18 protein-coding genes are annotated in these 23,756 nt (G+C 73.4%); 12 read left to right on the top strand and 6 right to left on the bottom strand.

What is annotated here, in order from left to right:
• Positions 1–145 precede the first annotated feature (145 nt).
• A complete protein-coding gene (locus ACZ6JT_RS25065) occupies positions 146–1,768 on the bottom strand; it encodes an alpha/beta fold hydrolase (protein WP_469213018.1) in 1,623 nt (540 codons plus the stop codon).
• A gap of 348 nt (positions 1,769–2,116) precedes the next feature.
• On the opposite strand from ACZ6JT_RS25065, the gene ACZ6JT_RS25060 reads away from it, so the two are divergent.
• The 7 genes from ACZ6JT_RS25060 (at position 2,117) to ACZ6JT_RS25030 (ending at position 11,332) form a co-directional block, all read left to right on the top strand.
• Positions 2,117–2,971 carry a TIGR03084 family metal-binding protein gene (locus ACZ6JT_RS25060; RefSeq protein ID WP_469213017.1) on the top strand — a complete coding sequence of 285 codons (855 nt, stop codon included), beginning with the start codon at positions 2,117–2,119 and terminating at the stop codon, positions 2,969–2,971.
• Complete coding sequence (locus ACZ6JT_RS25055; protein ID WP_469213015.1) at positions 2,968–4,884, top strand: acyclic terpene utilization AtuA family protein; 1,917 nt, start codon at positions 2,968–2,970, stop codon at positions 4,882–4,884. The genes ACZ6JT_RS25060 and ACZ6JT_RS25055 overlap by 4 nt, the downstream gene beginning before the upstream one ends.
• Entirely contained in the window at positions 4,881–6,479 is a 1,599-nt protein-coding gene (locus ACZ6JT_RS25050) for an acyl-CoA carboxylase subunit beta (protein WP_469213013.1), read from the top strand. Before ACZ6JT_RS25055 ends, ACZ6JT_RS25050 begins: the two co-directional genes overlap by 4 nt.
• An 8-nt stretch (positions 6,480–6,487) precedes the next feature.
• Positions 6,488–8,419, top strand: coding sequence for an acetyl/propionyl/methylcrotonyl-CoA carboxylase subunit alpha (locus tag ACZ6JT_RS25045; protein ID WP_469213011.1), 1,932 nt, complete (start codon positions 6,488–6,490; stop codon positions 8,417–8,419).
• On the top strand, positions 8,416–9,588 hold the full coding sequence (locus ACZ6JT_RS25040) for an acyl-CoA dehydrogenase family protein (RefSeq protein ID WP_469213010.1): 1,173 nt from the start codon (positions 8,416–8,418) through the stop codon (positions 9,586–9,588). The genes ACZ6JT_RS25045 and ACZ6JT_RS25040 overlap by 4 nt, the downstream gene beginning before the upstream one ends.
• Before the next feature lie 422 nt (positions 9,589–10,010).
• Positions 10,011–10,748, top strand: coding sequence for an enoyl-CoA hydratase family protein (locus ACZ6JT_RS25035; protein WP_469213008.1), 738 nt, complete (start codon positions 10,011–10,013; stop codon positions 10,746–10,748).
• On the top strand, positions 10,736–11,332 hold the full coding sequence (locus ACZ6JT_RS25030; protein ID WP_469213007.1) for a TetR/AcrR family transcriptional regulator: 597 nt from the start codon (positions 10,736–10,738) through the stop codon (positions 11,330–11,332). The genes ACZ6JT_RS25035 and ACZ6JT_RS25030 overlap by 13 nt, the downstream gene beginning before the upstream one ends.
• Before the next feature lie 96 nt (positions 11,333–11,428).
• Here the strand turns inward: ACZ6JT_RS25030 and ACZ6JT_RS25025 are convergent, their stop codons facing one another.
• The gene (locus tag ACZ6JT_RS25025) at positions 11,429–12,535 is read right to left on the bottom strand and encodes a citrate synthase 2 (protein WP_388830826.1); all 1,107 of its coding nucleotides are present in this window, start codon (positions 12,533–12,535) and stop codon (positions 11,429–11,431) included.
• 200 nt (positions 12,536–12,735) lie between these two features.
• Here ACZ6JT_RS25025 and pdxH point away from each other — a divergent pair, with 200 nt between their 5' ends.
• Positions 12,736–13,398 (top strand): pyridoxamine 5'-phosphate oxidase, encoded by a 663-nt coding sequence (pdxH, locus tag ACZ6JT_RS25020; protein ID WP_469213006.1) that lies wholly within the window; start codon positions 12,736–12,738, stop codon positions 13,396–13,398.
• Positions 13,399–13,948: 550 nt separating this feature from the next.
• Positions 13,949–15,265 (top strand): PAS domain-containing protein, encoded by a 1,317-nt coding sequence (locus tag ACZ6JT_RS25015; protein WP_365473095.1) that lies wholly within the window; start codon positions 13,949–13,951, stop codon positions 15,263–15,265.
• A gap of 69 nt (positions 15,266–15,334) precedes the next feature.
• On the opposite strand, the gene ACZ6JT_RS25010 is transcribed toward ACZ6JT_RS25015, so the two are convergent.
• Positions 15,335–16,090, bottom strand: a complete 756-nt coding sequence (locus ACZ6JT_RS25010) for an SIS domain-containing protein (protein WP_469213003.1) — start codon at positions 16,088–16,090, stop codon at positions 15,335–15,337.
• 191 nt (positions 16,091–16,281) lie between these two features.
• Here ACZ6JT_RS25010 and ACZ6JT_RS25005 point away from each other — a divergent pair, with 191 nt between their 5' ends.
• Together ACZ6JT_RS25005 and ACZ6JT_RS25000 are read left to right on the top strand one after the other, a co-directional pair.
• Positions 16,282–16,974 (top strand): metal-dependent transcriptional regulator, encoded by a 693-nt coding sequence (locus ACZ6JT_RS25005; protein ID WP_030706734.1) that lies wholly within the window; start codon positions 16,282–16,284, stop codon positions 16,972–16,974.
• 357 nt (positions 16,975–17,331) lie between these two features.
• Positions 17,332–18,207, top strand: coding sequence for an alpha/beta fold hydrolase (locus ACZ6JT_RS25000; protein ID WP_469213001.1), 876 nt, complete (start codon positions 17,332–17,334; stop codon positions 18,205–18,207).
• 162 nt (positions 18,208–18,369) lie between these two features.
• Here ACZ6JT_RS25000 and ACZ6JT_RS24995 read toward each other — a convergent pair whose 3' ends face one another.
• The 3 genes from ACZ6JT_RS24995 to ACZ6JT_RS24985 form a co-directional block, all read right to left on the bottom strand.
• Entirely contained in the window at positions 18,370–20,091 is a 1,722-nt protein-coding gene (locus ACZ6JT_RS24995) for a transporter (protein WP_469212999.1), read from the bottom strand.
• Positions 20,088–20,930, bottom strand: a complete 843-nt coding sequence (locus ACZ6JT_RS24990; RefSeq protein WP_469212997.1) for an ABC transporter ATP-binding protein — start codon at positions 20,928–20,930, stop codon at positions 20,088–20,090. The genes ACZ6JT_RS24995 and ACZ6JT_RS24990 overlap by 4 nt, the downstream gene beginning before the upstream one ends.
• Before the next feature lie 108 nt (positions 20,931–21,038).
• Positions 21,039–21,725: a bifunctional DNA primase/polymerase gene (locus ACZ6JT_RS24985; RefSeq protein ID WP_469212996.1), complete on the bottom strand. Its 687-nt coding sequence runs from the start codon at positions 21,723–21,725 to the stop codon at positions 21,039–21,041.
• A gap of 216 nt (positions 21,726–21,941) precedes the next feature.
• On the opposite strand from ACZ6JT_RS24985, the gene ACZ6JT_RS24980 reads away from it, so the two are divergent.
• Positions 21,942–23,324 carry a transcriptional regulator gene (locus tag ACZ6JT_RS24980; RefSeq protein WP_469212994.1) on the top strand — a complete coding sequence of 461 codons (1,383 nt, stop codon included), beginning with the start codon at positions 21,942–21,944 and terminating at the stop codon, positions 23,322–23,324.
• Positions 23,325–23,756: the final 432 nt, after the last annotated feature.

The raw sequence follows: 23,756 nt of genomic DNA, 5'->3' as shown, positions 1-23,756 counted from the left end.
GCCCGGGCGGTGCAACCGGACGGGCCACACCGTGCGTCGTCGCTGACGCACACGCCCGCCCGGCCGGCCACGGGGGTCCGGCCGGGCGCGCGTGTCTGCGGGGAGGGCGGCGGGGACTGCCCGGGGGGTCCTTGGTCCCCGAGGCCTAGCCGAGCGGCAGGTCCAGGTATGAGGGCGTCGCCTCGGGGGAGGTGAACGCCAGCGTGGCGCGCGGCAGGTTGGCGTCGCCGTAGAACGGGTCGCGGGCGTCGATCACCAGCATCAGGCGGTGGCCGCGCGGGACGTCGTACGCCGTCGCCTGGAGGTCGATGTCCGCGCTGACCAGGCTGTCCGGCGGGGAGTCGGTGTCGGTGTACGGGGCGTGCGTGACGAGGTGGGCCGTGCCGTCGGCGGCCGCGTCGAGGAGGTACGCGACGAAGGTGGAGCCGGGGTTCGCCGCCCGGTAGGTCACGCGCAGCCGCGGCGTGCCGCGCAGCCGGACGGTCTCCGCGGCCGGCTCCGCCTCCCATACGGCGGCGAGGGTGCGGTCGATGTCGTAGGTCGGGTAGACCTTCGGGCGTCCGGCGATCTCGTCGTATCCGGACTCGACGACCTTGTCGGCGACGGTCGCCGGGGTGTCCACCCCGCACACGACGGTCGCGGTCCAGCCGGCCTGCGGTTCCTCGGCCAGCTCCCCCTCGTCGACCAGGTGCAGGCGTTGCACGCTCTCGGTGAGGGAGGGCCAGCTGGGGCGGGGTTCGAGGGTCCTGCTCCACATGACCTCGCCGAGCACCTGGCCCTCGGCTCCGATGCCGTTGTCGATCCCCTTGAGGTGGTGGTCGAACCAGCGGTGGGCGTCCGTCCAGATCCGGTTCGGCAGGCCGAGCATGCCGGTCATCTCGGGCCCGGAGTGGTCGCCGACGGACACGGCGAGGCGCTTGGGGCCCGTCAGTTCGTTGAACATCTTCAGGGTCTGGTTGGGAGGGAAGAGCGTCTCGTGCCAGGCGTGCGAGAAGAAGACCGGCACCTGGCGGCGGTTGAGCTCCTTGATGTGGCTGAAGGGCGAGCGGGTCTCCGCCCAGCGCAGGGTGCCGGGGATGTCGCGGTTGCCGAGGACGTTGTCGAAGACGCTGTGCGTCTGCGGGCTCAGCCGCGCCTTCGCGGCCGCCTTGAGCAGGGCCCGTACGGCGGCGACGTGGCGGGTGGAGTTCTCGTAGAACGCCTCCCCGAGGTCGCCCCAGCTGCTGAGCGCGACCACCGCGTCGACGCGGGTGTCGTGCGCGGCGACCAGCTGGCTGATGCCGGAGCCGTACGAGTCCCCGAGGAAGCCGATCTTCGTCACGGGCCCGGAGCTGCGCTCGATGAGGTGGTCCAGGGCCCGGCTGCCGTCGGCGACGTCGAGGGGGCCGGCCACGTCGACCTGGCCCTCGGAGCCGGCGAAGCCGCGGGCGGAGTAGGCGAGGACGTTGTAGCCGCGGGCCGCGAACAGGCTGGCCTGGACGGCGTACGGCAGCCAGCCCAGGCTGGTCCAGGGCGAGGGCATGACGATCACCGGGCGCGGCTGGGCCCCGATGTGCCGCCAGAGCGCGGCGTCGAGGAGGTCCCCGTCGGCGCCGGTCACCTTGCCGCGGGTGAACACGACGCGGGAGCGGACCTCGGCGACCTCCGCGGCGCGGGCGGGGGCGAGGCCGGTGACGTCGCCGCTTTCCAGGGCGGCGACGAAGACGTTGAGGGCATTGGCGTCGAGTTCGGGATAGAGGGAGAAGGGGGGTTGGGCGGCTGGAGTCACGTCAGTCCATCCTCTTCGTCGTGGATCCGGAGCGGATCGAACGTGGAGTGAATGCGGATCGAACGTGGTGCGCCCGCCCGGGCCCGGAGCGGAACGTTCAGTATCGACGGGACATCCGGTGACGTATCGCGAGTTTCCGGCTTACGGCCTGAATCGCCCCCTCCGTGCTCGGCGGCCGCCGCGCCGCGGGACCTGCGGTCGGCGGGGCGGCGCGGCAACTCCCTTTTCCTGCCGCCGATTTCGGGTGGGTGGCGGGAAGGCGCCGCCCGCCGAGAAAATCATGCAAGCATGCTTGATTGTTTTCCTGGGTGCTGCCAGTCTTCCCTCACGCCGAGAGGGGAGCGCACCGTGCCCGATCCGTCCGCCGTCGACGCAGCCGTCGCCGTCTTCGCAGATCTGCGCGAGGAGGGCCGCGAACTCGAAGCTCTGGTGAGGGGGTTGACGGATCCCGACTGGGCCCTGCCGACCCCCGCGCCCGGCTGGAGCATCGCCCACCAGATCGCCCACCTGCACTGGACCGACCGCGCCTCGCTGCTCTCCCTCACCGACGCCGCCGGCTTCGGCGTCATGGTCGAGGAGGCATTGAAGGCCCCCGACTCCTTCGTCGACGAGGGCGCGGAAGAGGGCGCGGCGCTGCCGCCCGCCGAACTGCTCGCCCGCTGGCGCACCACGCGGGCCGCCCTCGACGAGGCGCTCGCCGCGGCCTCGCCCGACACCCGGTTCCCCTGGTACGGGCCGCCGATGAAGGCCGCGTCCATGGCGAGCGCCCGGCTGATGGAGACCTGGGCGCACGGTCAGGACGTCGCCGACGCGCTCGGCGTGCGCCGCGCCCCGACCGCGCGGCTGCGGCACGTGGCGCGGATCGGCGTACGGGCCCGCGACTACGCCTACGCCGTACGCGGACTGCCGGCGCCCGCCGAGGAGTTCCGGGTCGAGCTGACGGCCCCCGAGGGCGCGGGTCTGTGGACGTACGGGCCGCCGGACGCCCCGCAGCGGATCACCGGCCCGGCGCTCGACTTCTGCCTCCTGGTGACCCAGCGGGCCCACCGGGCCGACCTGGCCCTCACCGCGGCAGGCCCCGACGCGGACCGCTGGCTGGACATCGCCCAGGCCTTCGCGGGCCCGGCGGGGGCGGGGCGGGAGCCGAGCGTCGGGCGCGAGCGGGGGCCGGGGGCGGGGCGCGAGCCGGGGGCCGGCCGATGACGCCCCGGCCCCGCGCCGACCGCCCGCTGCGGATCGGCAACGCGTCCGGCTTCTACGGCGATCGCTTCGACGCCCTGCGCGAGATGCTGACCGGCGGCCCGCTCGACGTGCTGACCGGGGACTACCTCGCCGAGCTGACCATGCTGATCCTCGGCCGCGACCGCCTGAAGAACCCGGACCTCGGCTACGCCAAGACCTTCCTGCGCCAGCTGGAGGAGGGGCTCGGGCTCGCACACGAGCGGGGCGTACGCATCGTCGCCAACGCCGGCGGCCTCAACCCGGCCGGACTCGCCGACGCCGTACGGGCCCTCGCGGCCAAGGTGGGCGTCCCCGTCACCGTGGCCCACGTCGAGGGGGACGACCTCACTCCGCACGAGGACGGGGCACTGACCGCCAACGCCTACCTCGGAGGCGCCGGCATCACCGCCTGCCTGCGGGCCGGCGCTGACGTGGTCGTAACCGGCCGGGTCACGGACGCGGCACTCGTCAGCGGCCCGGCGGCCTGGTGGTTCGACTGGGCCCCCGACGACCACGACCGGCTGGCGGGGGCGGTGGTCGCCGGCCACGTCCTGGAGTGCGGAACCCAGGCCACCGGCGGCAACTACGCCTTCTTCACCGCGCACGACGTCCGCCGCCCCGGGTTCCCGCTCGCGGAGATCTCCGCCGACGGCTCGGCGGTCATCACCAAACACCCGGGCACGGGCGGGATCGTCTCGGTCGGCACCGTCACCGCCCAACTCCTCTACGAGACCCAGGGCGTGCGCTACCTCGGCCCCGACGTGACCGCCCGCCTGGACACGGTCCGCCTCGCCGAGGACGGCCCCGACCGCGTGCGCGTCTGCGGCGTGCTCGGCGAACCCCCGCCCTCCACCCTCAAGGTCGGCGTCACCCGCATCGGCGGCTGGCGCAACGAGGTCGTCTTCGTCCTGACCGGCCTCGACATCGAAGCGAAGGCGGCCCTGGTCCGCGCGCAGCTCTCCGACGCCCTGGAGGGCGTGGCCACCGCCGACTGGACCCTCGCCCGCACGGACCACGAGGACGCCCCGACGGAGGAGACGGCGAGCGCCCTGCTGCGTCTGGTCGTCCGCGACCCGTCGCCGGACCGGGTGGGCCGCGTCCTGACCTCGACGGCGATCGAACTGGCCCTGGGCAGCTACCCGGGCTTCCACGTCACCACGCCCCCGGGCCCGGCCCAGCCGTACGGCACCTTCACCTCGACGCTGACCCCGGCCGCCGCGGTCCCCCACGTGGCAGTCCTCCCGAACGGCACCCGCCTCCCGATCCCCGCTGCGCGGAGCCTCGCCCCCACCCCGCCCCTTCCCGAAACCGGGGCTCTGCCCCAGACCCCGTCGGGGCTCCGCCCCGACCCCCGTGCCTCAAACGCCGGCCGAAATCCAGCCCCTCCGGCGTTTGAGGAGCGGGGTGCGGGGCGGAGCCCCGATCTTGAAGCCGCGCCGGCGTTCGAGGCGCCGGGTGCGGGGCGGAGCCCCGGTTGTTCAGCCTCGCCGGCGTTTGAGGCGCGGGGGCGCGGGGGCGGAGCCCCCGAAGGGCCCACCACCCGCGCCCCCCTGGGGGCAGTGGCCGGGGCCCGCAGCGGCGACAAGGGCGGCGACGCCAACATCGGAGTCTGGGTCGAGACCGACGAAGCCTGGGCGTGGCTCGACCGCACCCTCACCGTCGAGCTGCTGCGGGAACTGCTCCCCGAAGCCCGGGCCCTGCCCGTGACGCGCCACCGCCTCCCGAACCTCCGCGCACTGAACTTCACCATCACCGCAATCCTCGGCGCCGGCGTCGCCTCCGGCCACCGCTTCGACCCCCAGGCCAAGGCCCTCGGCGAATGGCTCCGCGCCCGTCACCTGGACATCCCGACCCACTTGCTGCCCGCGACCGCCCCGGAGGGGACCGGCCCATGACCCGCCTCCGCACCACCGTCGACCCGCACGCCCCCGAGCACGCGCAGGCCCGTACCGCCGCGTTGGAACGCCTCGCCGCCCTCGACGCCGAGCACGCGAAGGCCCTCCAGGGCGGCGGCGAGAAGTACACGGCCCGCCACAGGCGGCGCGGCAAGCTCCTGGCCCGCGAGCGCGTCGAGCTGCTCCTCGACCCGGACACGCCGTTCCTGGAGCTGTCCCCGCTGGCCGCCTGGGGCAGCGACTACCCGGTCGGCGCCTCCATGGTCACCGGCATCGGCACAATCGAGGGCGTCGAGTGCCTGGTCACCGCCAACGACCCGACCGTCCGCGGCGGCGCCTCCAACCCGTGGACGCTGAAGAAGGCCCTCCGGGCCAACGAGATCGCCCGGCAGAACCACCTGCCCTGCATCAGCCTCGTGGAGTCCGGCGGCGCCGATCTCCCCTCCCAGAAGGAGATCTTCATCCCGGGCGGCGCGATCTTCCGCGACCTCACCCGGCTCTCGGCCGCCGGCATTGCGACCGTCGCCGTCGTCTTCGGCAACTCCACCGCCGGAGGCGCGTACATCCCCGGGATGTCCGACCACACCATCATGATCAAGGACCGTTCGAAGGTGTTCCTCGGCGGTCCGCCGCTGGTCAAGATGGCCACCGGCGAGGAGAGCGACGACGAGTCCCTCGGCGGGGCGGACATGCACGCCCGCACCTCCGGTCTCGCCGACTACTACGCGCTCGACGAGTACGATGCGATCCGCCAGGCCCGCCGGGTCGTCGCGCGCCTGAACCACCGCAAACCGCACCCCGATCCGCTCCCCGCCGAGGAGCCGAAGTACGACCCCGAGGAACTCCTCGGCATCGTCCCGCCCGACCTCAAGACGCCCTTCGACCCGCGCGAGGTCATCGCCCGCATCGTCGACGCCTCCGACTTCGACGAGTTCAAGCCGCTCTACGGCACCAGCCTCGTCACCGGCTGGGCCACCCTGCACGGCTATCCGGTCGGCATCCTCGCCAACGCGCAGGGCGTGCTGTTCAGCGCCGAGTCCCAGAAGGCCGCCCAGTTCATCCAGCTCGCCAACCAGCGCGACATCCCGCTGCTCTTCCTCCACAACACCACCGGCTACATGGTCGGCAAGGAGTACGAGCAGGGCGGCATCGTCAAGCACGGCTCGATGATGATCAACGCGGTCTCCAACTCCCGCGTCCCCCACCTCTCCGTGCTCATCGGCGCGAGCTACGGCGCCGGCCACTACGGCATGTGCGGCCGCGCCTACGAGCCCCGCTTCCTCTTCGCCTGGCCCAGCGCCAAGTCCGCCGTCATGGGGCCCCAGCAGCTCGCCGGAGTGCTCTCCATCGTGTCGCGGCAGTCCGCCGCCGTGAAGGGGCTGCCCTACGACGAGGAGGCCGACGCCGGAATGCGCGCCTTCGTCGAGGCGCAGATCGAGTCCGAGTCCCTGCCGATGTTCCTGTCCGGGCGGCTGTACGACGACGGGGTCATCGACCCGCGCGACACCCGCACCGTCCTCGGCCTGTGCCTGTCGGCCGTCCACAACGCCCCCGTCGAGGGCGCCCGTGGCGGCTTCGGCGTCTTCCGGATGTGAGCCCGCACATGACCCAGCCGATCACCTCGCTGCTCGTCGCCAACCGCGGCGAGATCGCCGTACGGATCTTCCGCACCGCCCGTGCCCTGGGCCTGGCCACCGTCGCCGTCCACTCCGACCCGGACGCCGACGCCCTGCACGTGCGCGAAGCCGACGCGGCCGTACGCCTGCCCGGCGCGGCCCCCGCCGACACCTACCTGCGCGGCGACCTGATCATCAAGGCCGCCCTCGCCGCCGGCGCCGACGCCGTCCACCCCGGCTACGGCTTCCTCTCCGAGAACGCCGACTTCGCCCGCGAGGTCCTGGCCTCCGGCCTGATCTGGGTCGGCCCGCAGCCCGAGGCCATCGAGGCCATGGCCTCCAAGACCCGCGCCAAGGACCTGATGCGCGCCGCCGGGGTACCGCTCCTGGATCCCGTCGACCCGGCCGCCGCCACCCCCGCGGACCTGCCCCTGCTGCTGAAGGCCGCGGCCGGCGGTGGCGGGCGCGGGATGCGCGTGGTCCGCGACCTCGCCGGCCTGGCGGAGGCCATCGACGCGGCTTCGGCGGAGGCCCGTTCGGCCTTCGGTGACGGAGAGGTCTTCGCCGAGCCCTACGTCGAGCGCGGCCGCCATGTCGAGGTGCAGATCCTCGCCGACGCCCACGGGACCGTCTGGGCGCTCGGCACCCGCGACTGCTCCCTCCAGCGACGCCACCAGAAGGTCATCGAGGAGGCCCCGGCGCCCGGCCTGCCGCACACCCTGCGGGAGAACCTCCACACCGCCGCCGTCGCCGCCGCCCGCGCCGTCTCCTACCGGGGCGCCGGTACCGTCGAGTTCCTCGTCACCGCCGACGGACGCCCGTACTTCCTGGAGATGAACACCCGCCTCCAGGTGGAACACCCGGTCACCGAAGCCGTCTTCGGGATCGACCTCGTGGCCCTCCAGCTGCGCGTGGCCGAGGGCGAGGCCCTGCCGACGTCGCCGCCGGAGCCCACCGGTCACGCCGTCGAGGCCCGCCTCTACGCCGAGGACCCGGCCCGCGACTGGCGCCCGCAGACCGGAGCCCTGCACACCCTCGACGTCCCCGGCCAGGTCCGCGTGGACACCGGCTTCACCGACGGGGACACGGTCGGCATCCACTACGACCCCATGCTCGCCAAGGTCATCGCCCACGCCCCGACCCGCGCCGAGGCCGTACGGGCCCTCGCCCACGCCCTCGCCCGAGCCCGCATCCACGGCCTCACCACCAACCGCGAACTCCTCGTACGCTCCCTGCGCCATCCCGAGTTCGCCGCCGGGCAGCTCGACACCGGCTTCTACGAGCGCCACCTCGACACCCTCACCGAGGCACCCGCGGACGCCACGCAGGCGGCCCTCGCCGCCGCCCTCGCCGACGCGGCCCCCGCCGCGGACGCCCCGCTCGCCGCCCGTCTCGGCGCCTGGCGCAACGTCCGCTCCCAACCGCAGATCCGCCGCTACACCGCGGCCGGCGCCGAGTACGAGGTCCGCTACCAGGACGGCCGGCTCGTCGATCACCCCGGGATCCGGGTCCTGGCCGCCACCCCCACCCTCGTCACCCTCGAAATCGAGGGAATCCGGCGGGTGTTCCACGTGAAACGTAATTCGAACAAGCCCGACGCGACCGAGATCTACGTGGACTCCGCACTCGGCGCCCACACCCTCACCCCCGTCCCCCGCTTCCCCGACCCCCAGGACCGGACGGAACCGGGCTCCCTGCTCGCCCCGATGCCCGGCACCGTCGTCCGCATCGCCGAGGGCCTCGCCCCCGGCAGCCCCGTCACCGCCGGGCAGCCCCTGCTCTGGCTGGAGGCCATGAAGATGGAGCACCGCATCCTCGCTCCCGCCTCCGGCACGCTCACCGCGCTCCACGCCGTCACCGGCCAACAGGTCGAGTTCGGCGCCCTGCTCGCCGTAGTCCAGGAGGAAACGCAGTCATGAGCTCCGCCACCAGCACCGTCGAGACCGAAGAGCACCAGGCCCTGCGCACGGCGGTCGCCGCCCTCGGGCAGCGCTACGGCCGCGAGTACCTCGCCCGCGTCGCCCGAGAGGGAGGCCACCCCGACGAGCTGTGGGCCGACGCCGCGAAGCTCGGCTACCTCGGGGTCAACCTCCCCGAGGAGTACGGCGGCGGAGGCGGCGGCATCGCCGAACTGTCCATCGTCCTGGAGGAACTGGGCGCGGCCGGCTGCCCCCTGCTGATGATGGTCGTCTCGCCCGCCATCTGCGGCACGGTCATCGCCCGATTCGGCACCGAAGCGCAGAAGCAGGCCTGGCTCCCGGGCCTCGCCGACGGCAGCCGCACCATGGCCTTCGGCATCACCGAACCCGACGCCGGCTCCAACTCCCACCGGATCACCACCACGGCCCGCCGCGACGGTGGGGGAGACTGGATCCTCACCGGCCGCAAGGTCTTCATCTCCGGCGTCGACATCGCGGACGCCACGCTGATCGTCGGCCGCACCGAGGACGCCCGGTCCGGGCGCCTCAAGCCGTGCCTGTTCATCGTCCCCAGGGACACCCCCGGCTTCACCCGCTCGGTCATCGACATGGAACTCCAGGCCGCGGAGAAGCAGTTCGAACTGGTCCTGGACGAGGTGCGGCTGCCCGGGGACGCGTTGGTCGGCGACGAGGACGCGGGCCTGCTCCAGCTGTTCGCCGGGCTCAACCCGGAGCGGATCATGACCGCCGCCTTCGCCATCGGGATGGGCCGCCACGCCCTCGCCAAGGCCGTGGACTACGCGAAGACCCGGCAGGTGTGGAAGGAGCCGATCGGTGCGCACCAGGCAGTGGCGCATCCGCTGGCCGCGGCGCACATCGAGCTCGAACTGGCCCGCCTGATGATGCAGAAGGCTGCCCGCCTGTATGACTCGGGGGACGACATGGGGGCCGGGGAGGCCGCGAACATGGCGAAGTATGCGGCGGGGGAGGCGTGCGTGCGCGCGGTGGACCAGGCCGTGCACACCCTCGGCGGCAACGGCCTCACCCGCGAATACGGACTCGCCTCCCTCATCACCGCCTCCCGCGTGGCCCGGATCGCCCCGGTCAGCCGCGAGATGATCCTCAATTTCGTCTCCCACCAAACCCTGGGCCTGCCCAAGTCCTACTAACGTCTCCCACCGGTGCTCCGCCCGCGCCTCAATCGCCGGCGGGGCTCAAGGATCGGGGCTCCGCCCCGGACCCCGCTCCTCAAACGCCGGAGGGGCTGGAATCGCGCTCCGCTCGCAGGGCTGACGCCGGCCAAATCCAGCCCAGCCGGCGATCGAGGCGCGGGGCGGATCCCCGATCCTTCGGCCTCGCCGCGCTCTTCAGCCCCGCCGGCGTTTGAGGCGCGGGGTCTGGGGCGGAGCCCCAGGGGCCGGCGGAGCCGGGCCTCGCAGAGCCCTGCGGTGCCACGCCGCAGGCGGCCCGGTCCTGCGCTGCCACGCCGCAGGCGGCCCGGCCCTGTGGTGCCACGACGCAGGCGGCCCGCATACCCTCCCCGGGAGGATCCCGGCCAGCACGGACACCCGCACACCCCTCCGGAGGAGACATGGTCCAACCCGTTCACACGACGACGGCGGCGGGAGTCACCACCCTGACGCTCGACTCCCCGGGCAACCGCAACGCCCTTTCCGCGGAGCTCGTGGCAGCGACCCGCGCCGCCCTCGCCACCGCCGCCGCGGACCCGGCGGTCCGGGCCCTCGTCCTCACCCACACCGGCACCACCTTCTGCTCCGGCGCCGACCTCAAGTCCCCCAGCGCACCGGCCGACTTCCTGGCCCTGCTCCGCGAGATCGCGGAGCTGCCCAAGCCCGTGGTCGCCCGGGTCACCGGCCACGTCCGGGCCGGCGGCCTCGGGCTGCTCGGCGTCTGCGACATCGCCGCCGCCGGGCCGAAGTCCTCGTACGCCTTCACCGAGACCCACCTCGGCCTCGCCCCCGCGGTGATCTCCATGCCGCTGCTCCCGCGCCTGGACCCGCGCGCCGCCGCCCGCTACTTCCTCACCGCCGAAGCCTTCGACGCCGCCGAGGCCGCCCGGATCGGGCTGCTCACCCTGCACGCCGAGGACGTGGACGAGGCCCTGGAACCCGTACTCGCCGGCCTGCGCAAGGCCTCCCCGCAGGGCCTGGCCGCGACCAAGGCGCTGACCGCCGCCGCCGTGCGCGAGGCCCTGCACCGGGACGGCGCGCGCCTGACGGAGCTGTCCGGGGAGCTCTTCGCGTCCGCCGAGGCCCGTGAGGGCATCACCGCACGCTTCGAGCGCCGGGACCCGTCATGGGCACTGTGACCAACTCGGCCGGACCCAAGCAGGCGCGCAGCCGCGTCACCCGCCGCCACCTGCTGGAGGCGGCCGTGTCCTGCCTGGCGGAACACGGCTGGGCCGGTTCCACCGTCGCCGTCGTCGCCGAACGGGCCGGCGTCTCGCGCGGCGCGGCCCAGCACCACTTCCCGACCCGTGAGGACCTGTTCACCGCGGCTGTCGAGTACGTCGCCGAGGAACGCTCCACGGCCCTGCGCGACCTGTTCCACGCCGGTCCGGCCGCCCGCCCCGCGGTGGTGGAGGCGCTCGTGGACCTGTACACGGGCGCCCTCTTCCGGGCCGCGCTCCAGCTGTGGGTCGCCGCCTCCAACGAGGAGCAGCTGCGCCCCCAGGTCACCGAACTGGAGGCCCGGGTGGGCCGCGAGACCCACCGCATCGCCGTGGAGCTGCTGGGCGCCGACGAGTCCGTGCCGGGCGTACGGGAGACCGTGCAGGGGCTCCTCGACATGGCGCGCGGCCTGGGGCTGGCCAACGTCCTCACCGACGACACGGCCCGCCGGGCCCGCGTGGTGGCCCAGTGGTCCCGCATCCTCGACGCCGCCCTGGCCTGAGCCCCCGGCAGGAGGAACCAAGGAGAAACGGCGGGGCGCCGCACCCCCGGATCGGGATACGGCGCCCAGCGGTCGTCCGGCTACGAGATCACGCGCTCACGCGGTCTCGGCGATGTCCGCGTAACCCTCGATCTCCTGCGGGTTGCGCCGGCCCGGGCCCGTGTAGCGGGCCGACGGCCGCACCAGGCGGCCCGTGCGCTTCTGCTCCAGGATGTGCGCCGACCAGCCGGCGGTACGGGCGCAGCTGAACATGGAGGTGAACATGTGCGCCGGGACCTCCGCGAAGTCCAGCATGATCGCGGCCCAGAACTCCACGTTGGTGGCGAGTACGCGGTCGGGGCGGCGCGCGTGCAGCTCCTCCAGCGCGGCCTTCTCCAGCGCGGCGGCCACCTCGTAGCGCGGCGCGTCGAGCTCCTTGGCGGTGCGGCGCAGCACGCGGGCGCGCGGGTCCTCGGCGCGGTAGACGCGGTGCCCGAAGCCCATCAGCCGCTCGCCCTTGTCCAGGGCCTTCTTCACGTACGCCACGGCGTCGCCGGTGCGCTCGATCTCCTCGATCATGCCGAGCACACGGGAGGGCGCGCCTCCGTGCAGCGGCCCGGACATGGCCCCGACGGCCCCGGACAGGGCGGCCGCCACGTCGGCCCCGGTGGAGGCGATGACGCGCGCGGTGAAGGTGGAGGCGTTCATGCCGTGTTCGGCGGCCGAGGTCCAGTACGCGTCGACGGCCTTGACGTGCCGCGGGTCCGGCTCGCCCCGCCAGCGGATCATGAACCGCTCGACCACGGACTCGGCCTTGTCGATCTCCCGCTGCGGCACCATCGGCAGGCCCTGGCCGCGGGCGGACTGGGCGACGTACGACAGCGCCATCACGGCCGCGCGCGCCAGGTCGTCGCGGGCGGTCCGCTCGTCGATGTCCAGCAGCGGCTTCAGGCCCCACACCGGGGCGAGCATCGCGAGCGCGGACTGCACGTCGACGCGGATGTCACCGGAGTGCACCGGGATGGGGAAGGGTTCGGCGGCGGGCAGGCCGGGATTGAAGGCACCGTCGACCAGCAGGCCCCAGACGTTCCCGAAGGAGACGTGCCCGACGAGATCCTCGATGTCGACCCCGCGGTAGCGGAGGGAACCGCCTTCCTTATCCGGTTCGGCGATCTCGGTCTCGAACGCGACGACCCCTTCGAGCCCGGGTACGAAGTCGGACATCAGGCGGCTCCTCAGATAGTGCGAACACGCGCGGCTCCCGGCGTGACTCGCGGTCCGGCGCGGTCATCCCCGTTGATGCCCGGCACGGCCGATGGTCACCCGCGCGGGGACCTTCGGACCGGCCCCAAGATTTTGGCCGCTCCGCCCCGACTGCGGAAGCGTGACATACGGCACACCGCCGCCGGCCCGGCTGCGGCAGGATGGCCAGCGTGACCGATCAGGACATTGACCCCGCCACGATGCGCAAGCAGTACCGCTCGGAGATCGTCTTCGAGGAGACCCTCGCCGAGCATCCGATGGACCAGTTCGCCCTGTGGTTCCAGCAGGCCGCCGACTCGCACCTCTTCGAACCGAACGCGATGGTCGTCTCGACGGCCACCCCCGACGGCCGACCCAGCTCGCGCACGGTGCTGATGAAGCAGTTCGACGGGCGCGGCTTCGTCTTCTACACCAACTACGCCTCCCGCAAGGGCCGCGAGCTCGCCGAGAACCCGTACGTCGCCCTGCTCTTCCCCTGGCACCCCATCTCGCGCCAGGTGATCATCACCGGCACCGCGGCCCGCATCGGCCGCGACGAGACGGCGGCGTACTTCCGCTCCCGCCCCCACGGCTCCCAGCTGGGCGCCTGGGCGAGCGAGCAGTCCAGCGTCATCGGCTCCCGCGCGGAACTGGACCGCCGCTACGCCGAGCTGGAGGCCCGCTACCCGGAGGGCGAGCAGGTCCCGGTCCCGCCGGAATGGGGCGGTCTGCGCGTGGTCCCGGAAGCGGTGGAGTTCTGGCAGGGCCACGAGAACCGCCTGCACGACCGGCTGCGCTACGTCCTGGACGAGGGCAAGTGGCGCGTCGAGCGGCTCTGCCCGTAGCCGTGCGGCGGCGTGCGGGAGGGCCCCGGTCGGCGGGCCTGCCCGTGCGAAGCGCTCCGGGCGGTGGCCGCCCGGGCCCTGCTCACCCCGTGCGGGAGCGGCAAACGCAGGCGACCCGCGGGCTCTGGGTCTCTCTCCTGCAGTGAGAGAAGCCGGCCGGACGTACCGGCGAGCCCGCGGGTCGGGTGACTGCGGTGGATTGGCGCCTGGCGATCCCGCCGGGCACCGCACTGGGTGCGTGCGACGACGGGCGCTTTAGCCCGCAGCCACCTCACGCGTCCGGTTTCCGTACATTGCGGCAACCACCTCCCTTCTCGTGTACGTCCGAGCCTAGGCAGGCGTCGCGGCAGCCACAACCGTTTATTTCGCCCCGCCTCGGCGGGAGGGAGTGGCGCCGGCACGGAGCAGGATCGGTCCTCTCGCACGTCCTCTTCGGCGGCTCCTGACCGGATTTCCCGTACCCAATCCGCGGAAAGTGGTGTGGGCTGCGTCACGTTCCAGTTGAATGATCCGACGTGCCGCACACGCGAACACCTGCTGGGGGTGCCAGGTGACTGCTTCCGGACGTAACGAGACCGCAGACGATCTGCTCGCCGCGCTGCTGGACGGGATGGACGCCGCCCTGTGCGCGTTCGACGCCGACGGCGTGATCACCCACTGGAACCGCGAGGCCGAGCGGATCCTGGGCTGGTCCGCGGGCGAGGCCGTGGGACGCAAGGGCTTCGAGGGGTGGGCGGTGCGGGCCGCCGACGCGCACGACGTGCAGGACAGACTCATGGCCGCCCAGCACGTGCCCGGCCGGCAGGTGCACGAGTTCGCGCTGCTCACCAAGGACGGCGGGCGCGTCCTCGTACGGACCCAGTCGGCCGGTGTGCCGGGCGCGGACGGGAAACCCGCCGGGGTGTACTGCGCCTTCAGCGAGGTGCACGCGCAGATCGACCTGGAGCGGTCCATCGCGCTGAGCGAGGCCCTGATGGAGGACGCCTCGTGGGGCGTCGTCCTCGTCGACGTCGACCTGCGCCCCGCCGTGGTCAACGCGCACGCCGCGCGCGCCTTCGGGACGGGCCGCACCGCCCTGCTCGGGCGCCCGCTCGGCGAGCTGCTCACCCAGGGCGTGGAGGAACTGGAAGGCGCGCTCCAGCACGTGCTCGCCGAGGGGGCGCCGCCCGCGCCGGTGGAGATGTGGGTGTCGGTGCGGACCGCCGAGGGGGTGCGGCGCAGGTGCTGGCGGTGCGGGTTCCTGCGGTTGGCCTCGCCGCTCGCGGAGGAACCGGTGCCGCTGGGTGTCGGCTGGCTGTTCCAGGACGTCACCCAGGCCCGGCAGGAGCAGTTGGACACCGCGCAGCTGCGGTTCCGGTCCCACCAGCTGCACCGGGCGGGGCGGGCCGCCGCCGAGTGCGAGGACCCGGCCGAGGCGGCCGCCGTACGCCTGGACTTCGCCCTGGCCGGCTTCGCCGAGCACGTGCTGCTGGACGTACTGGATCCCGCGGCCGACCCCGAGCGGCGAAGGCTCGTACGGTCCGCCGCGTCCCCGCCGGTGCTGCCGGGGCCCGGGTCCATCCCGGTCCGGTACGCGGCCGGGCATCCGGCCCTCCAGGCCCTGGACCGGATCGGCTCGGTGCGCACCTCCGCCCCGCGCGGGGAGGCCGACGCGGAGTGGGCGCGGGCCCGCCAGTGGCCCGAGGGCGCGGCGCACGTGCTGTGCACGGTGCTGCGCAGCCGGGGGCGGACGCTGGGCGCGCTGACCTTCGTGCGCGGGCCCACGCGGGTGGCCTTCGAGCGGGCGGACGCCGAGTACGCGGAGGAGGTCGCGGCCCGGGTGGCCGCCGATCTGGACCTGGCGGCGGGAGGGCATCCGCCGGCTTAGTGCTGTGACCGGAAAGGTTTGCCGGGCGTCGCAACCCGGTGAACCGGTCACAGCACAGCGACCGCCCGGTCAGTGCCGGTAGAAGATCCGGTCGCCGTACTCCTGCATCACGCGGCCGTTCCACTCGTGGCCGCCGTCGACGTTGCCCGAGCGCAGCAGCGGGGGCTCCACCCCGCGGGCGGCGAGCTCGCCGGCCGCGGCCGCCATGACCGCCTGCATGATCGCGCTGGTCACGACGGTGGAGGCGGGGGCGAAGGGCGCGTCGATGCCGTCGATGCTCAGCTCGGCGTCCCCGACCGCGATCTTGCTGTCGATGACGACGTCGCAGTGGTCCTTGAGGAAGCCGCCGGAGACGTGCCGCGACTTGGTCTCGGTGGCGTACGCCACCGAGGTCACGCCGATGACCTTGAGGCCGATGGCGCGGGCGTTCATGGCCATCTCCACCGGCAGGGCGTTGCGCCCGGAGAGGGAGATGATCACGAGGACGTCGCCGTCGGAGGCGGGGCTGCTGTCCAGGACGGCGCCGGCGAGGCCGTCGACCCGTTCCAGGGCGCTGCCCAGGGTCGCGGGCATGACGTCGATGCCGACCGTGCCGGGGACGGCGAGGAAGTTCATGAGGGCCATGCCGCCGGCCCGGTACACGACGTCCTGGGCGGGCAGCGAGGAGTGCCCGGCCCCGAAGGCGAAGAGCCGGTTGCCGCCGGCGACGGCGTCGGCGACGAGGGAGCCGGCCTCCGCGATGTGCGGGGCCTCCTCGTCCCGCACCCGCTCCAGCAGACCGATGGCGGCGTCGAAGAACTGACCGGCCAGCTTGCTCTCGCTCATACGACGATGGCCCTTCCGGAGGTGGGGGTGCGTCCGTGTCCGCCGCTCACCGTGCGGTCTGGACCAAGGGCGTGTCAATACGGGCGCCACGAGATGTCCGGGACCCGTCTTGACCCTCGGCACGGGACGGTTGTCGGCCCGATGCGTCAGAATTGGGGACAGGGCCAGCGCACGCAATCCGAGGGGCACGAATGTCCGGACTGATCGATACCACGGAGATGTATCTCCGCACCATCCTCGAGCTGGAGGAGGAAGGTGTGGTCCCCATGCGCGCCCGTATCGCCGAACGGCTGGACCAGAGCGGCCCGACGGTGAGCCAGACGGTGGCGCGGATGGAGCGGGACGGCCTGGTGGCCGTCGCCAGCGACCGGCACCTGGAGCTGACCGAGGAGGGGCGGCGGCTGGCGACGCGCGTGATGCGCAAGCACCGGCTCGCGGAGTGCCTGCTCGTCGACGTCATCGGCCTGGAGTGGGAGCAGGTGCATGCCGAGGCCTGCCGCTGGGAGCACGTGATGAGCGAGGCGGTGGAGCGGCGGGTGCTGGAGCTGCTGCGCCACCCGACCGAGTCGCCGTACGGGAACCCGATCCCGGGGCTGGAGGAGCTGGGCGAGAAGGCCGAGGCGGACCCGTTCCTGGAGGACGGCATGGTCAGCCTGTCCGAGCTCGACCCGGGTACGGAGGGCAAGACCGTGGTCGTGCGCCGGATCGGTGAGCCGATCCAGACGGACGCCCAGCTGATGTACACGCTCCGGCGGGCGGGCGTTCAGCCCGGCTCGGTGGTGAGCGTGACGGAGTCCCCGGGCGGGGTGCTGGTCGGCAGTGGCGGCGAGGCCGCCGAGCTGGACGCGGAGGTCGCTTCCCACGTGTTCGTGGCGAAGCGCTGACCTGGACGACCCGGACGGCTTCCGCGACCTCGACTTCGACGCAGGCGGTCATGCCCGCCGGCGTCGATTCGTTGCCGGCGTCGGCTCGATTCGTTGGAGTGGTGGGAAGTGGGCGGTCCCGGCGCCTCGCGGCGCCGGGACCGGTCCTCCCCTTGTGACCCGGAGCCCCGAGCTCTCAAGGTCTCCCCTTCGGACCGTCTTCCCCGAGCGGCCCGCCTCCCTGTTGAAAGGATCTCCATCGGCAGCGGCGGCCAATCCTTGAGCAAGGTCACTCGAAAGAGCGGTGTTGTAGGCGAGAACCCGGTTTTCGAATGCGGGTTCGATAGTCTGGCGGGGAGCGAAGGGGGTGCATCTGCGGTGGTACAGCGCGTCGATGTGACAGGGGCCGGAGGAGTCCGCCTGGCCGCCTGGGAATTCCGCGAAACGGCCGCCGAGGCCGACCCCCGCCCCGGGGTGCTCTTACTGCACGGTCTGATGGGCCATGCCTTCCACTGGTCCGGCACCGCCCGCTGGCTCCGCGAGAGCCGCCGCGTGGTGGCCCTGGACCAGCGGGGACACGGCCAGAGCGACCGCCCGCCCGGCGGCCCCGAGTCCCACGCCTCCTTCGGACGCGAGGCGTTCGTGGCCGACGCCGAGGCCGCCGTCGAACAGCTCGGCCTCGCCCCCGTCACCCTGATCGGCCACTCCATGGGCGCCCTCACCGCATGGCAGCTCGCGGCCCGCCGCCCGGACCTGGTCGAAGCCCTGGTCATCTGCGACATGCGCGCCTCCGCCCTCGGCGCTGCCTCCCAGCAGGAATGGGAGGACTGGTTCCACCGTTGGCCCCTGCCCTTCCCCACCCAGGACGCGGCCCGCCGCTGGTTCGGCGAGGACGACCCCCGGGTGGAGCGGCCCGATCCCGGCCGCGGTGCCTTCTTCGCCGAGGTCATGCACGAGGCCCCGGACGGCTGGCGCCCCCTCTTCTCCCGCCGCGAGATGCTGACCGCCCGCGAGACCTGGGTCCACGACGCCCACTGGGAGGAGCTGGCCAAGGTCCGCTGCCCGACGCTGGTGGTCCGCGGCCTGGACGGCGAGCTGGGCCGCGCGGAGGCCCAGGAGATGGTCCGCGTCCTGCCGGCCGGGCAGTACGCGGAGATCCCCGACGCCGGCCACTACCTCCACTACGACCAGCCGACGGCCTGGCGTGCGGCCTTGGAGCCCTTCCTGGACGGGATCAAGGCCGAAGCCTCCTGACGGACCGCCAGGGAGCGCACACCACGGTCACGGCCGAGAACGGCATGCGCCTCGACGCCGGCGCCTCGACGCCGGCGGCCACCGCAGGCGCGGAACGGGCCGGTCCGCGCACCCGAGAGGGAGCGCGGACCGGCCCGTTCGGCGTGCGTGAGCCCGTGCCCGTCAGCCCTTGCTGACGGCCTCCAGGATCTCCGGCAGCTTGCGCGCCACCCTCGGGGCCGCCAGCCGCAGGCCCGCCCAGGTGGCCAGCGCGCCCCAGACCACGCCAAGGGGGAGCACGATCCAGGAGACGCCCTGGTGGTCGGCCACGTTGAGCCAGATCGTCAGGGCGATCACCGGGGCGCAGATCACCGTCGAGGCGAGCAGCCCGCCGAAGATGCCCGCCCAGGCCAGCCCGGCCTGGCCCGGGACGACGTTCTTGAACGCGCCGTCCGACGGGATGGAGTACGGGAAGCGGGCCGAGGCCAGCGCCCCCGAGCAGAGCATCGAGCCGAGCAGGGCCAGGGCCACGCCCGCGGCCGCCGGGAAGGCGCTCCAGCTGCCGGTCAGCGCGGCCGTGGCCACGGTGACGAGCACCGTGTACGGGACCGTGACGAGGGCCAGCGCGACGGCGCGGGCGCGCAGTTCCACGTACGCGTCGCGCGGTCCGGAGATGGTCTGCGCGACCATCCAGAACGCCGAGGTGTCCTGCCCGAACTGGTTGTACATCTGCATGCCCAGCATGCCCGCGCCGAAGGTGGCGAGGTAGACGGACCCGGTGCCCTGGAGGGCGTTGAAGACCGGCACGATCAGGCCGATCGCCAGCGCGGTCACCCAGGAGGCCTTGGTCTTCGGGTCGCGGACGGCGTAGCGCAGGGTGCGCTGTACGGCCGCGCCGGTCCGGCCGGAGGGCAGCAGCGCCCAGAAACCGCCCGCGCCCCGCTCCTTCGCCGGCCGGGCGGCGGCGATGGTCGAACCGTCCGGCGTGACCATCAGCTGCGTCAGGCTCCGCTCCCAGAACCACAGGAGGCCGGCCAGGGCGGCCAGGGTCAGGGCCAGCTGGGCGGCCGCCACCCCGTACGCGCCCTCGCTCACCGAGTCCACCATGCCGACGGCGGTCGCCGGCGGCAGCCACCGCACCACCGCCTCGACGGGCTCCAGCGTCGACAGGCCGCCCGCCTGGAAGAGGCGCTGGCTGCCGAAGTTGACCAGCTGCCCGCCCACCGCGATCAGCAGACCGCTGAGCAGGGCCAGGTCACGCCCCTTGCGGCTGGTCAGCAGCCGTACGTTGGCCGTGGCCACCGCCCGCGCGAGGGCCACGCAGCCGAGCAGCAGGAGCGGCGCGGCCACCACCGCGGCCACCGCTCCGGCGGCGCCGCGCGCGACGGCGATCACCGAGCCGGCCGCGAGGCACAGCGTGAACAGCGGCCCGATGCCGACCAGTGACGACGCGAACAGGGCCCGTACGAGGGGACGCGGGCGCAGCGGCAGCATGACGAGCCGGCTGGGGTCGAGCGTCTCGTCGCCGGTGGGGAAGAACAGCGGCATGAACGCCCAGGCGAGCGCCAGGATCGCGGCCAGCAGGACGACGACCGTGTCCGCGTGCGCGTTCCCGCGCAGCAGGGCCAGGCCGAGCGTCAGGAAGAAGCCGACGAGCAGGGCGAACGCCAGCGACGAGAAGTAGGCGGCCTTGCGCTTGGAGGAGCCCTTCAGGCCGTTGCGCAGCAGCGACAGCTTGAGGCGGATGAAGATCGAGGTCAGTGGGACCGCCGCGACGGAGGTGGCGGAAGCGGCCGCCGGGGCGGCAGCGCCGGCACGGGCGCCGGTGGCACCCGTGGTACCAGTGGCACCTGTGGCGGAGGCGCCGGAGGTGGTCGGCGTGGCAGGCGAAGCGGGCGACGTCATCGCGTGACCGTCCCGGAGCCGCCGCCGAGCCACTCCAGCGCGTCCCCGGCCGCGTCGCGCCCGTGCGCGCCGACCAGTTCGAGGAAGGCCGCCTGGAGGGAGGGCGCGGAGCCCCGTACGTCGGCCAGCGGGCCCGCGGCGCGGATCCGGCCGGCGGCCATCACGGCCACCCAGTCGCACAGCGACTCGACGAGCTCCATCACGTGGGAGGAGAAGACGACCGTGGCGCCGGACGCGGTGTAACGTTCCAGCACCCCGCGGATGGTCTGCGCCGATACCGGGTCGACACCCTCGAACGGCTCGTCCAGGAACAGCACTTCGGGGTTGTGCAGCAGCGCGGCCGCCAGGCCGATCTTCTTGCGCATGCCCGTCGAGTAGTCCACGACCAGCTTGTGCTGCGAGCCCGCGAGGTCGAGGACGTCCAACAGCTGCGTCGCCCGCTTGTCGGTCTCCTCGCCCGGCAGCCCGCGCATGCGGCCCATGTAGCCGAGGAGTTCGCGCCCCGACAGCCGCTCGAAGAGCCGCAGCCCCTCGGGCAGCACCCCGATCCGAGCCTTCACCTCGGTCGGGTCCGCCCACACGTCGGGCCCCGCGACGAACACCCGCCCCATGTCCGGGCGCAGCAGCCCGGTCACCATCGACAGCGTGGTCGTCTTGCCCGCGCCGTTCGGTCCCACCAGGCCGATGAACTGGCCCGCGGGCAGCTCCAGATCGATCCCGGCCACGGCCACCTGCTCGCCGAAGCGCTTCCACAGACCTTCCACCCGCACGGCGGACGGCGCGGTTCGCGCGCCGCCCGTCCCGTACGTTCCACCCGTCGCATCGCCCTGGTCCGGCATGCGCCTGCCTCTCTAGCGTCCCCGTTGGTCGTTCCTTCCTCACCATAGGAGGAGGGGGAGAGGCCGAGCAGTTACTTATGTCATGACTTTCCGATCATGAACTTCACGTCAGGCCTGGCGGCGCTTGCGGTCCGCCGCCGCCTCGCTCCCGCACGCGTACGCCAGCGCGTCGATCAGCTCCTCCGTGTCCGGCAGCCACCGGTTCGCCGGTGTGGGCCGCCGCGCCCACTGGACCGCGCCGCGGCCGCCGAAGCGGGTGGGCGGCGCGGCCACGTACTCGCCCTCGCCGCGCGCCACCAGGTCGATGCCGCTCGGCGACCAGCCCAGCTTCCGTACGAGGTCACCGACCTTGACGCCGGCGCCCGGCAGGACGAAGAACAGCATCCGGTGGTCGGGCGTCAGGGTGACCGGCCCGAGCGTGCGCTGCATCCGCTCCAGCCGTGCGAGCGCCAGGAAGCCGGCCGACTCCGGGACGTCCAGCGCGTCGAACGTCCGGCCCGTGGGCAGCAGGATCGAGGCCTCCGGGTGCTTCGCCCAGACCCGCCGGACCTGGACCGCGCTGCCCGTGGCCTGGGCCGCCCAGTCCTTCACCGCCGGGTGGGCGCCGGGCGCGGGGCAGTCCGCCGCTCCGCAGGAGCACAGCTCCCGGCCGTCGCCGGGCTCCAGCCAGGTGCCGGCGAAGACGTCCCAGTGCCGTTCTTCCGCGTACCGCACGGCATGGTCCAGCAGCAGTTCGCCCCGCTGCTTGGGGATGGGTGCGGTCTCCGTGACTCCGATGGTCTCTTCCACGCCCATCACAACTCCCCGGGTCACCCGGGGTTACGGGCGTAAACCGGCGGGTGGACGGAGCATCGATCCTGCATACGGGGCGCACTGATGCACGCGTGGGGGCGCGTAGGAGGCCGGGGCGCTGGAGTTGGGTAGCGACACGACGCAGAGCGGAAGATTCTCCGCACATCAGGCGGGAAGTGATCATTCCAACGGATCACCCGCGGTCAGCAGGGGGTTTTCATGGCAGCCAGGCCTCTCGTCGCCCGCCAGCCGAACGAACGGCTGCAGGCGCTCATCCAGGAAGCCGGGTGCTCCAATGCCGGGCTCGCCCGGCGCGTGAACATGTGCGGCGCGGAGCACGGCCTCGATCTCCGCTACGACAAGACCTCCGTGGCCCGCTGGCTGCGCGGCCAGCAGCCGCGCGGCCGCGCACCCGGAATCATCGCCGAGGCGATCGGGCGCAAGCTCGGCCGGACCGTCACCATCGACGAGATCGGCATGGCCAACGGCAAGAACCTCGCCTCCGGCGTCGGCCTCCAGTTCTCGCCGACCGTCATCGGCGCGATCGAGCAGGTTTGCGAGCTGTGGCGCAGCGACGTCGGCCGCCGCGACTTCCTGGCCGGTTCGAGCGTGGCCGCCTCCGCGCTCGTCGAGCCGAGCCGTGACTGGCTGATCACCGGGGCCGACACCCAGGTGGCCCGCAGCGGCGGCTCGCGGGTCGGCATGCCGGACGTCGAGGCGGTACGGGCCACCACCGAGGCGCTCAAGGACCTCGACCACCGCTTCGGCAGCGGGCACGTCCGGCCGGTGGTCGTCCACTACCTCAACTCGGTGGTGTCCGGGCTGATCGGCGGCTCCTACCGGGAGCCGGTGGGGCGGTCGCTGTTCGCGGCCGTCGCCCGGCTGACGGAGCTGGCGGGCTACATGGCGGTGGACACCGGCCAGCCGGGCCTGGCGCAGCGGTACTACATCCAGGCGCTACGGCTGGCCCAGGCGGCCGGCGACCGCGCCTACGGCGGGTACGTGCTGGCCGCGTCCATGAGCCACCTCGCCGCCGAACTGGGCAACCCGCGGGAGATCGCGCAGCTGGCCCGGGCCGCCCAGGAGGGCACGCGGGGGCAGGTCACCCCGCGCGTCGAGGCCATGTTCTACGCCGCGGAGGCGCGCGGGCACGCGCTGCTGGGGGACACCCGGGCCACGGCGGTGCTGTCGGCGCGGGCGGTCAGCGCGCTGGAGCGGGCGGAACCGGAGTCGGGCGACGACCCGGTGTGGATCCGCCACTTCGACGAGGCGTACCTCGCGGACGAGCTGGCGCACTGCCACCGGGACCTGGGCCAGGCGGATGCGGCGGGCAAGCGGGCGGAGGAGGCACTGCGGGGCCTCCCGGCGGGCAAGGCGCGGCGCCGGGCCATCGGGCTGCTGCTGCTGGCGGCGGCACAGGTCCAGCAGCGCGAGGTGGAACAGGCCTGCCAGACCGCGACGAAGGCGGCGGAACTGCTGGAGGGGCTGCGGTCGAACCGGGGGGCGGAGTACCTGGAGGACTTCCGCACGCGACTGGAGCCGTACCGGGAGGAGGCGGCGGTACGGGAGTTCGGGGCCCGCCTCGAAGCCAGGGCCGCCTGACCCCCCACCGAAGCCACCCCTCCGCCCCCGCCGCGGTCTCCGGCTGCGCCGCCTGGCTTGGCTACGCGGCCTCTTAGGCTGCGCCGCTTGGTTTGGCTGCGCCGCCTGGCCCGGCTGCGCCGCGGTGTCCGGCTGCGCCGCTTGGCTGGGCTGCGCCGCGGTCTCCGGCTGGGCCGCCGGGTCCGGCTGCGCCGCGGTCTCCGGCTACGCCGCCTGGCCTGGCTGCGCCACCGTCTTCGGTTGGGCCGCTTGGTTCGGCTGCGCCAGCCTTTTCGGCGCTGCCGTCGCACATCCTCGCCTCGCCCGCTCATTGCGGCGCTGGCCGCGCAAATTCAGCCTCGCCGGGGGGTGGGGGGGGGGGGGGGGGGGGGGGGGGGAAGGGAGAAAAGAGCCGAAAGAGGCACAGGGAGAGAAAAAGGAGGGGGGAGAGAC

Source organism: Streptomyces sp. NPDC046308 (genome assembly GCF_055588065.1).
The sequence above is the reverse complement of the archived record's forward strand: the minus strand, read 5'-3'. Positions and strand labels throughout refer to the sequence as shown.

Bases quoted from the DNA above. Each gene is read 5' to 3' on its own strand.
- ACZ6JT_RS25055 (WP_469213015.1), top strand. From the start codon at position 2,968: ATGACGCCCCGGCCCCGCGCCGACCGCCCGCTGCGGATCGGCAACGCG.
- ACZ6JT_RS25025 (WP_388830826.1), bottom strand. From the start codon at position 12,535: ATGTCCGACTTCGTACCCGGGCTCGAAGGGGTCGTCGCGTTCGAGACC.
- ACZ6JT_RS24980 (WP_469212994.1), top strand. From the start codon at position 21,942: ATGGCAGCCAGGCCTCTCGTCGCCCGCCAGCCGAACGAACGGCTGCAG.
- pdxH (WP_469213006.1), top strand. From the start codon at position 12,736: ATGGCCAGCGTGACCGATCAGGACATTGACCCCGCCACGATGCGCAAG.
- ACZ6JT_RS25035 (WP_469213008.1), top strand. From the start codon at position 10,011: ATGGTCCAACCCGTTCACACGACGACGGCGGCGGGAGTCACCACCCTG.
- ACZ6JT_RS24985 (WP_469212996.1), bottom strand. From the start codon at position 21,725: ATGGGCGTGGAAGAGACCATCGGAGTCACGGAGACCGCACCCATCCCC.
- ACZ6JT_RS24995 (WP_469212999.1), bottom strand. From the start codon at position 20,091: ATGACGTCGCCCGCTTCGCCTGCCACGCCGACCACCTCCGGCGCCTCC.
- ACZ6JT_RS25045 (WP_469213011.1), top strand. From the start codon at position 6,488: ATGACCCAGCCGATCACCTCGCTGCTCGTCGCCAACCGCGGCGAGATC.
- ACZ6JT_RS25040 (WP_469213010.1), top strand. From the start codon at position 8,416: ATGAGCTCCGCCACCAGCACCGTCGAGACCGAAGAGCACCAGGCCCTG.
- ACZ6JT_RS25010 (WP_469213003.1), bottom strand. From the start codon at position 16,090: ATGAGCGAGAGCAAGCTGGCCGGTCAGTTCTTCGACGCCGCCATCGGT.
- ACZ6JT_RS24990 (WP_469212997.1), bottom strand. From the start codon at position 20,930: ATGCCGGACCAGGGCGATGCGACGGGTGGAACGTACGGGACGGGCGGC.
- ACZ6JT_RS25030 (WP_469213007.1), top strand. From the start codon at position 10,736: ATGGGCACTGTGACCAACTCGGCCGGACCCAAGCAGGCGCGCAGCCGC.
- ACZ6JT_RS25050 (WP_469213013.1), top strand. From the start codon at position 4,881: ATGACCCGCCTCCGCACCACCGTCGACCCGCACGCCCCCGAGCACGCG.
- ACZ6JT_RS25005 (WP_030706734.1), top strand. From the start codon at position 16,282: ATGTCCGGACTGATCGATACCACGGAGATGTATCTCCGCACCATCCTC.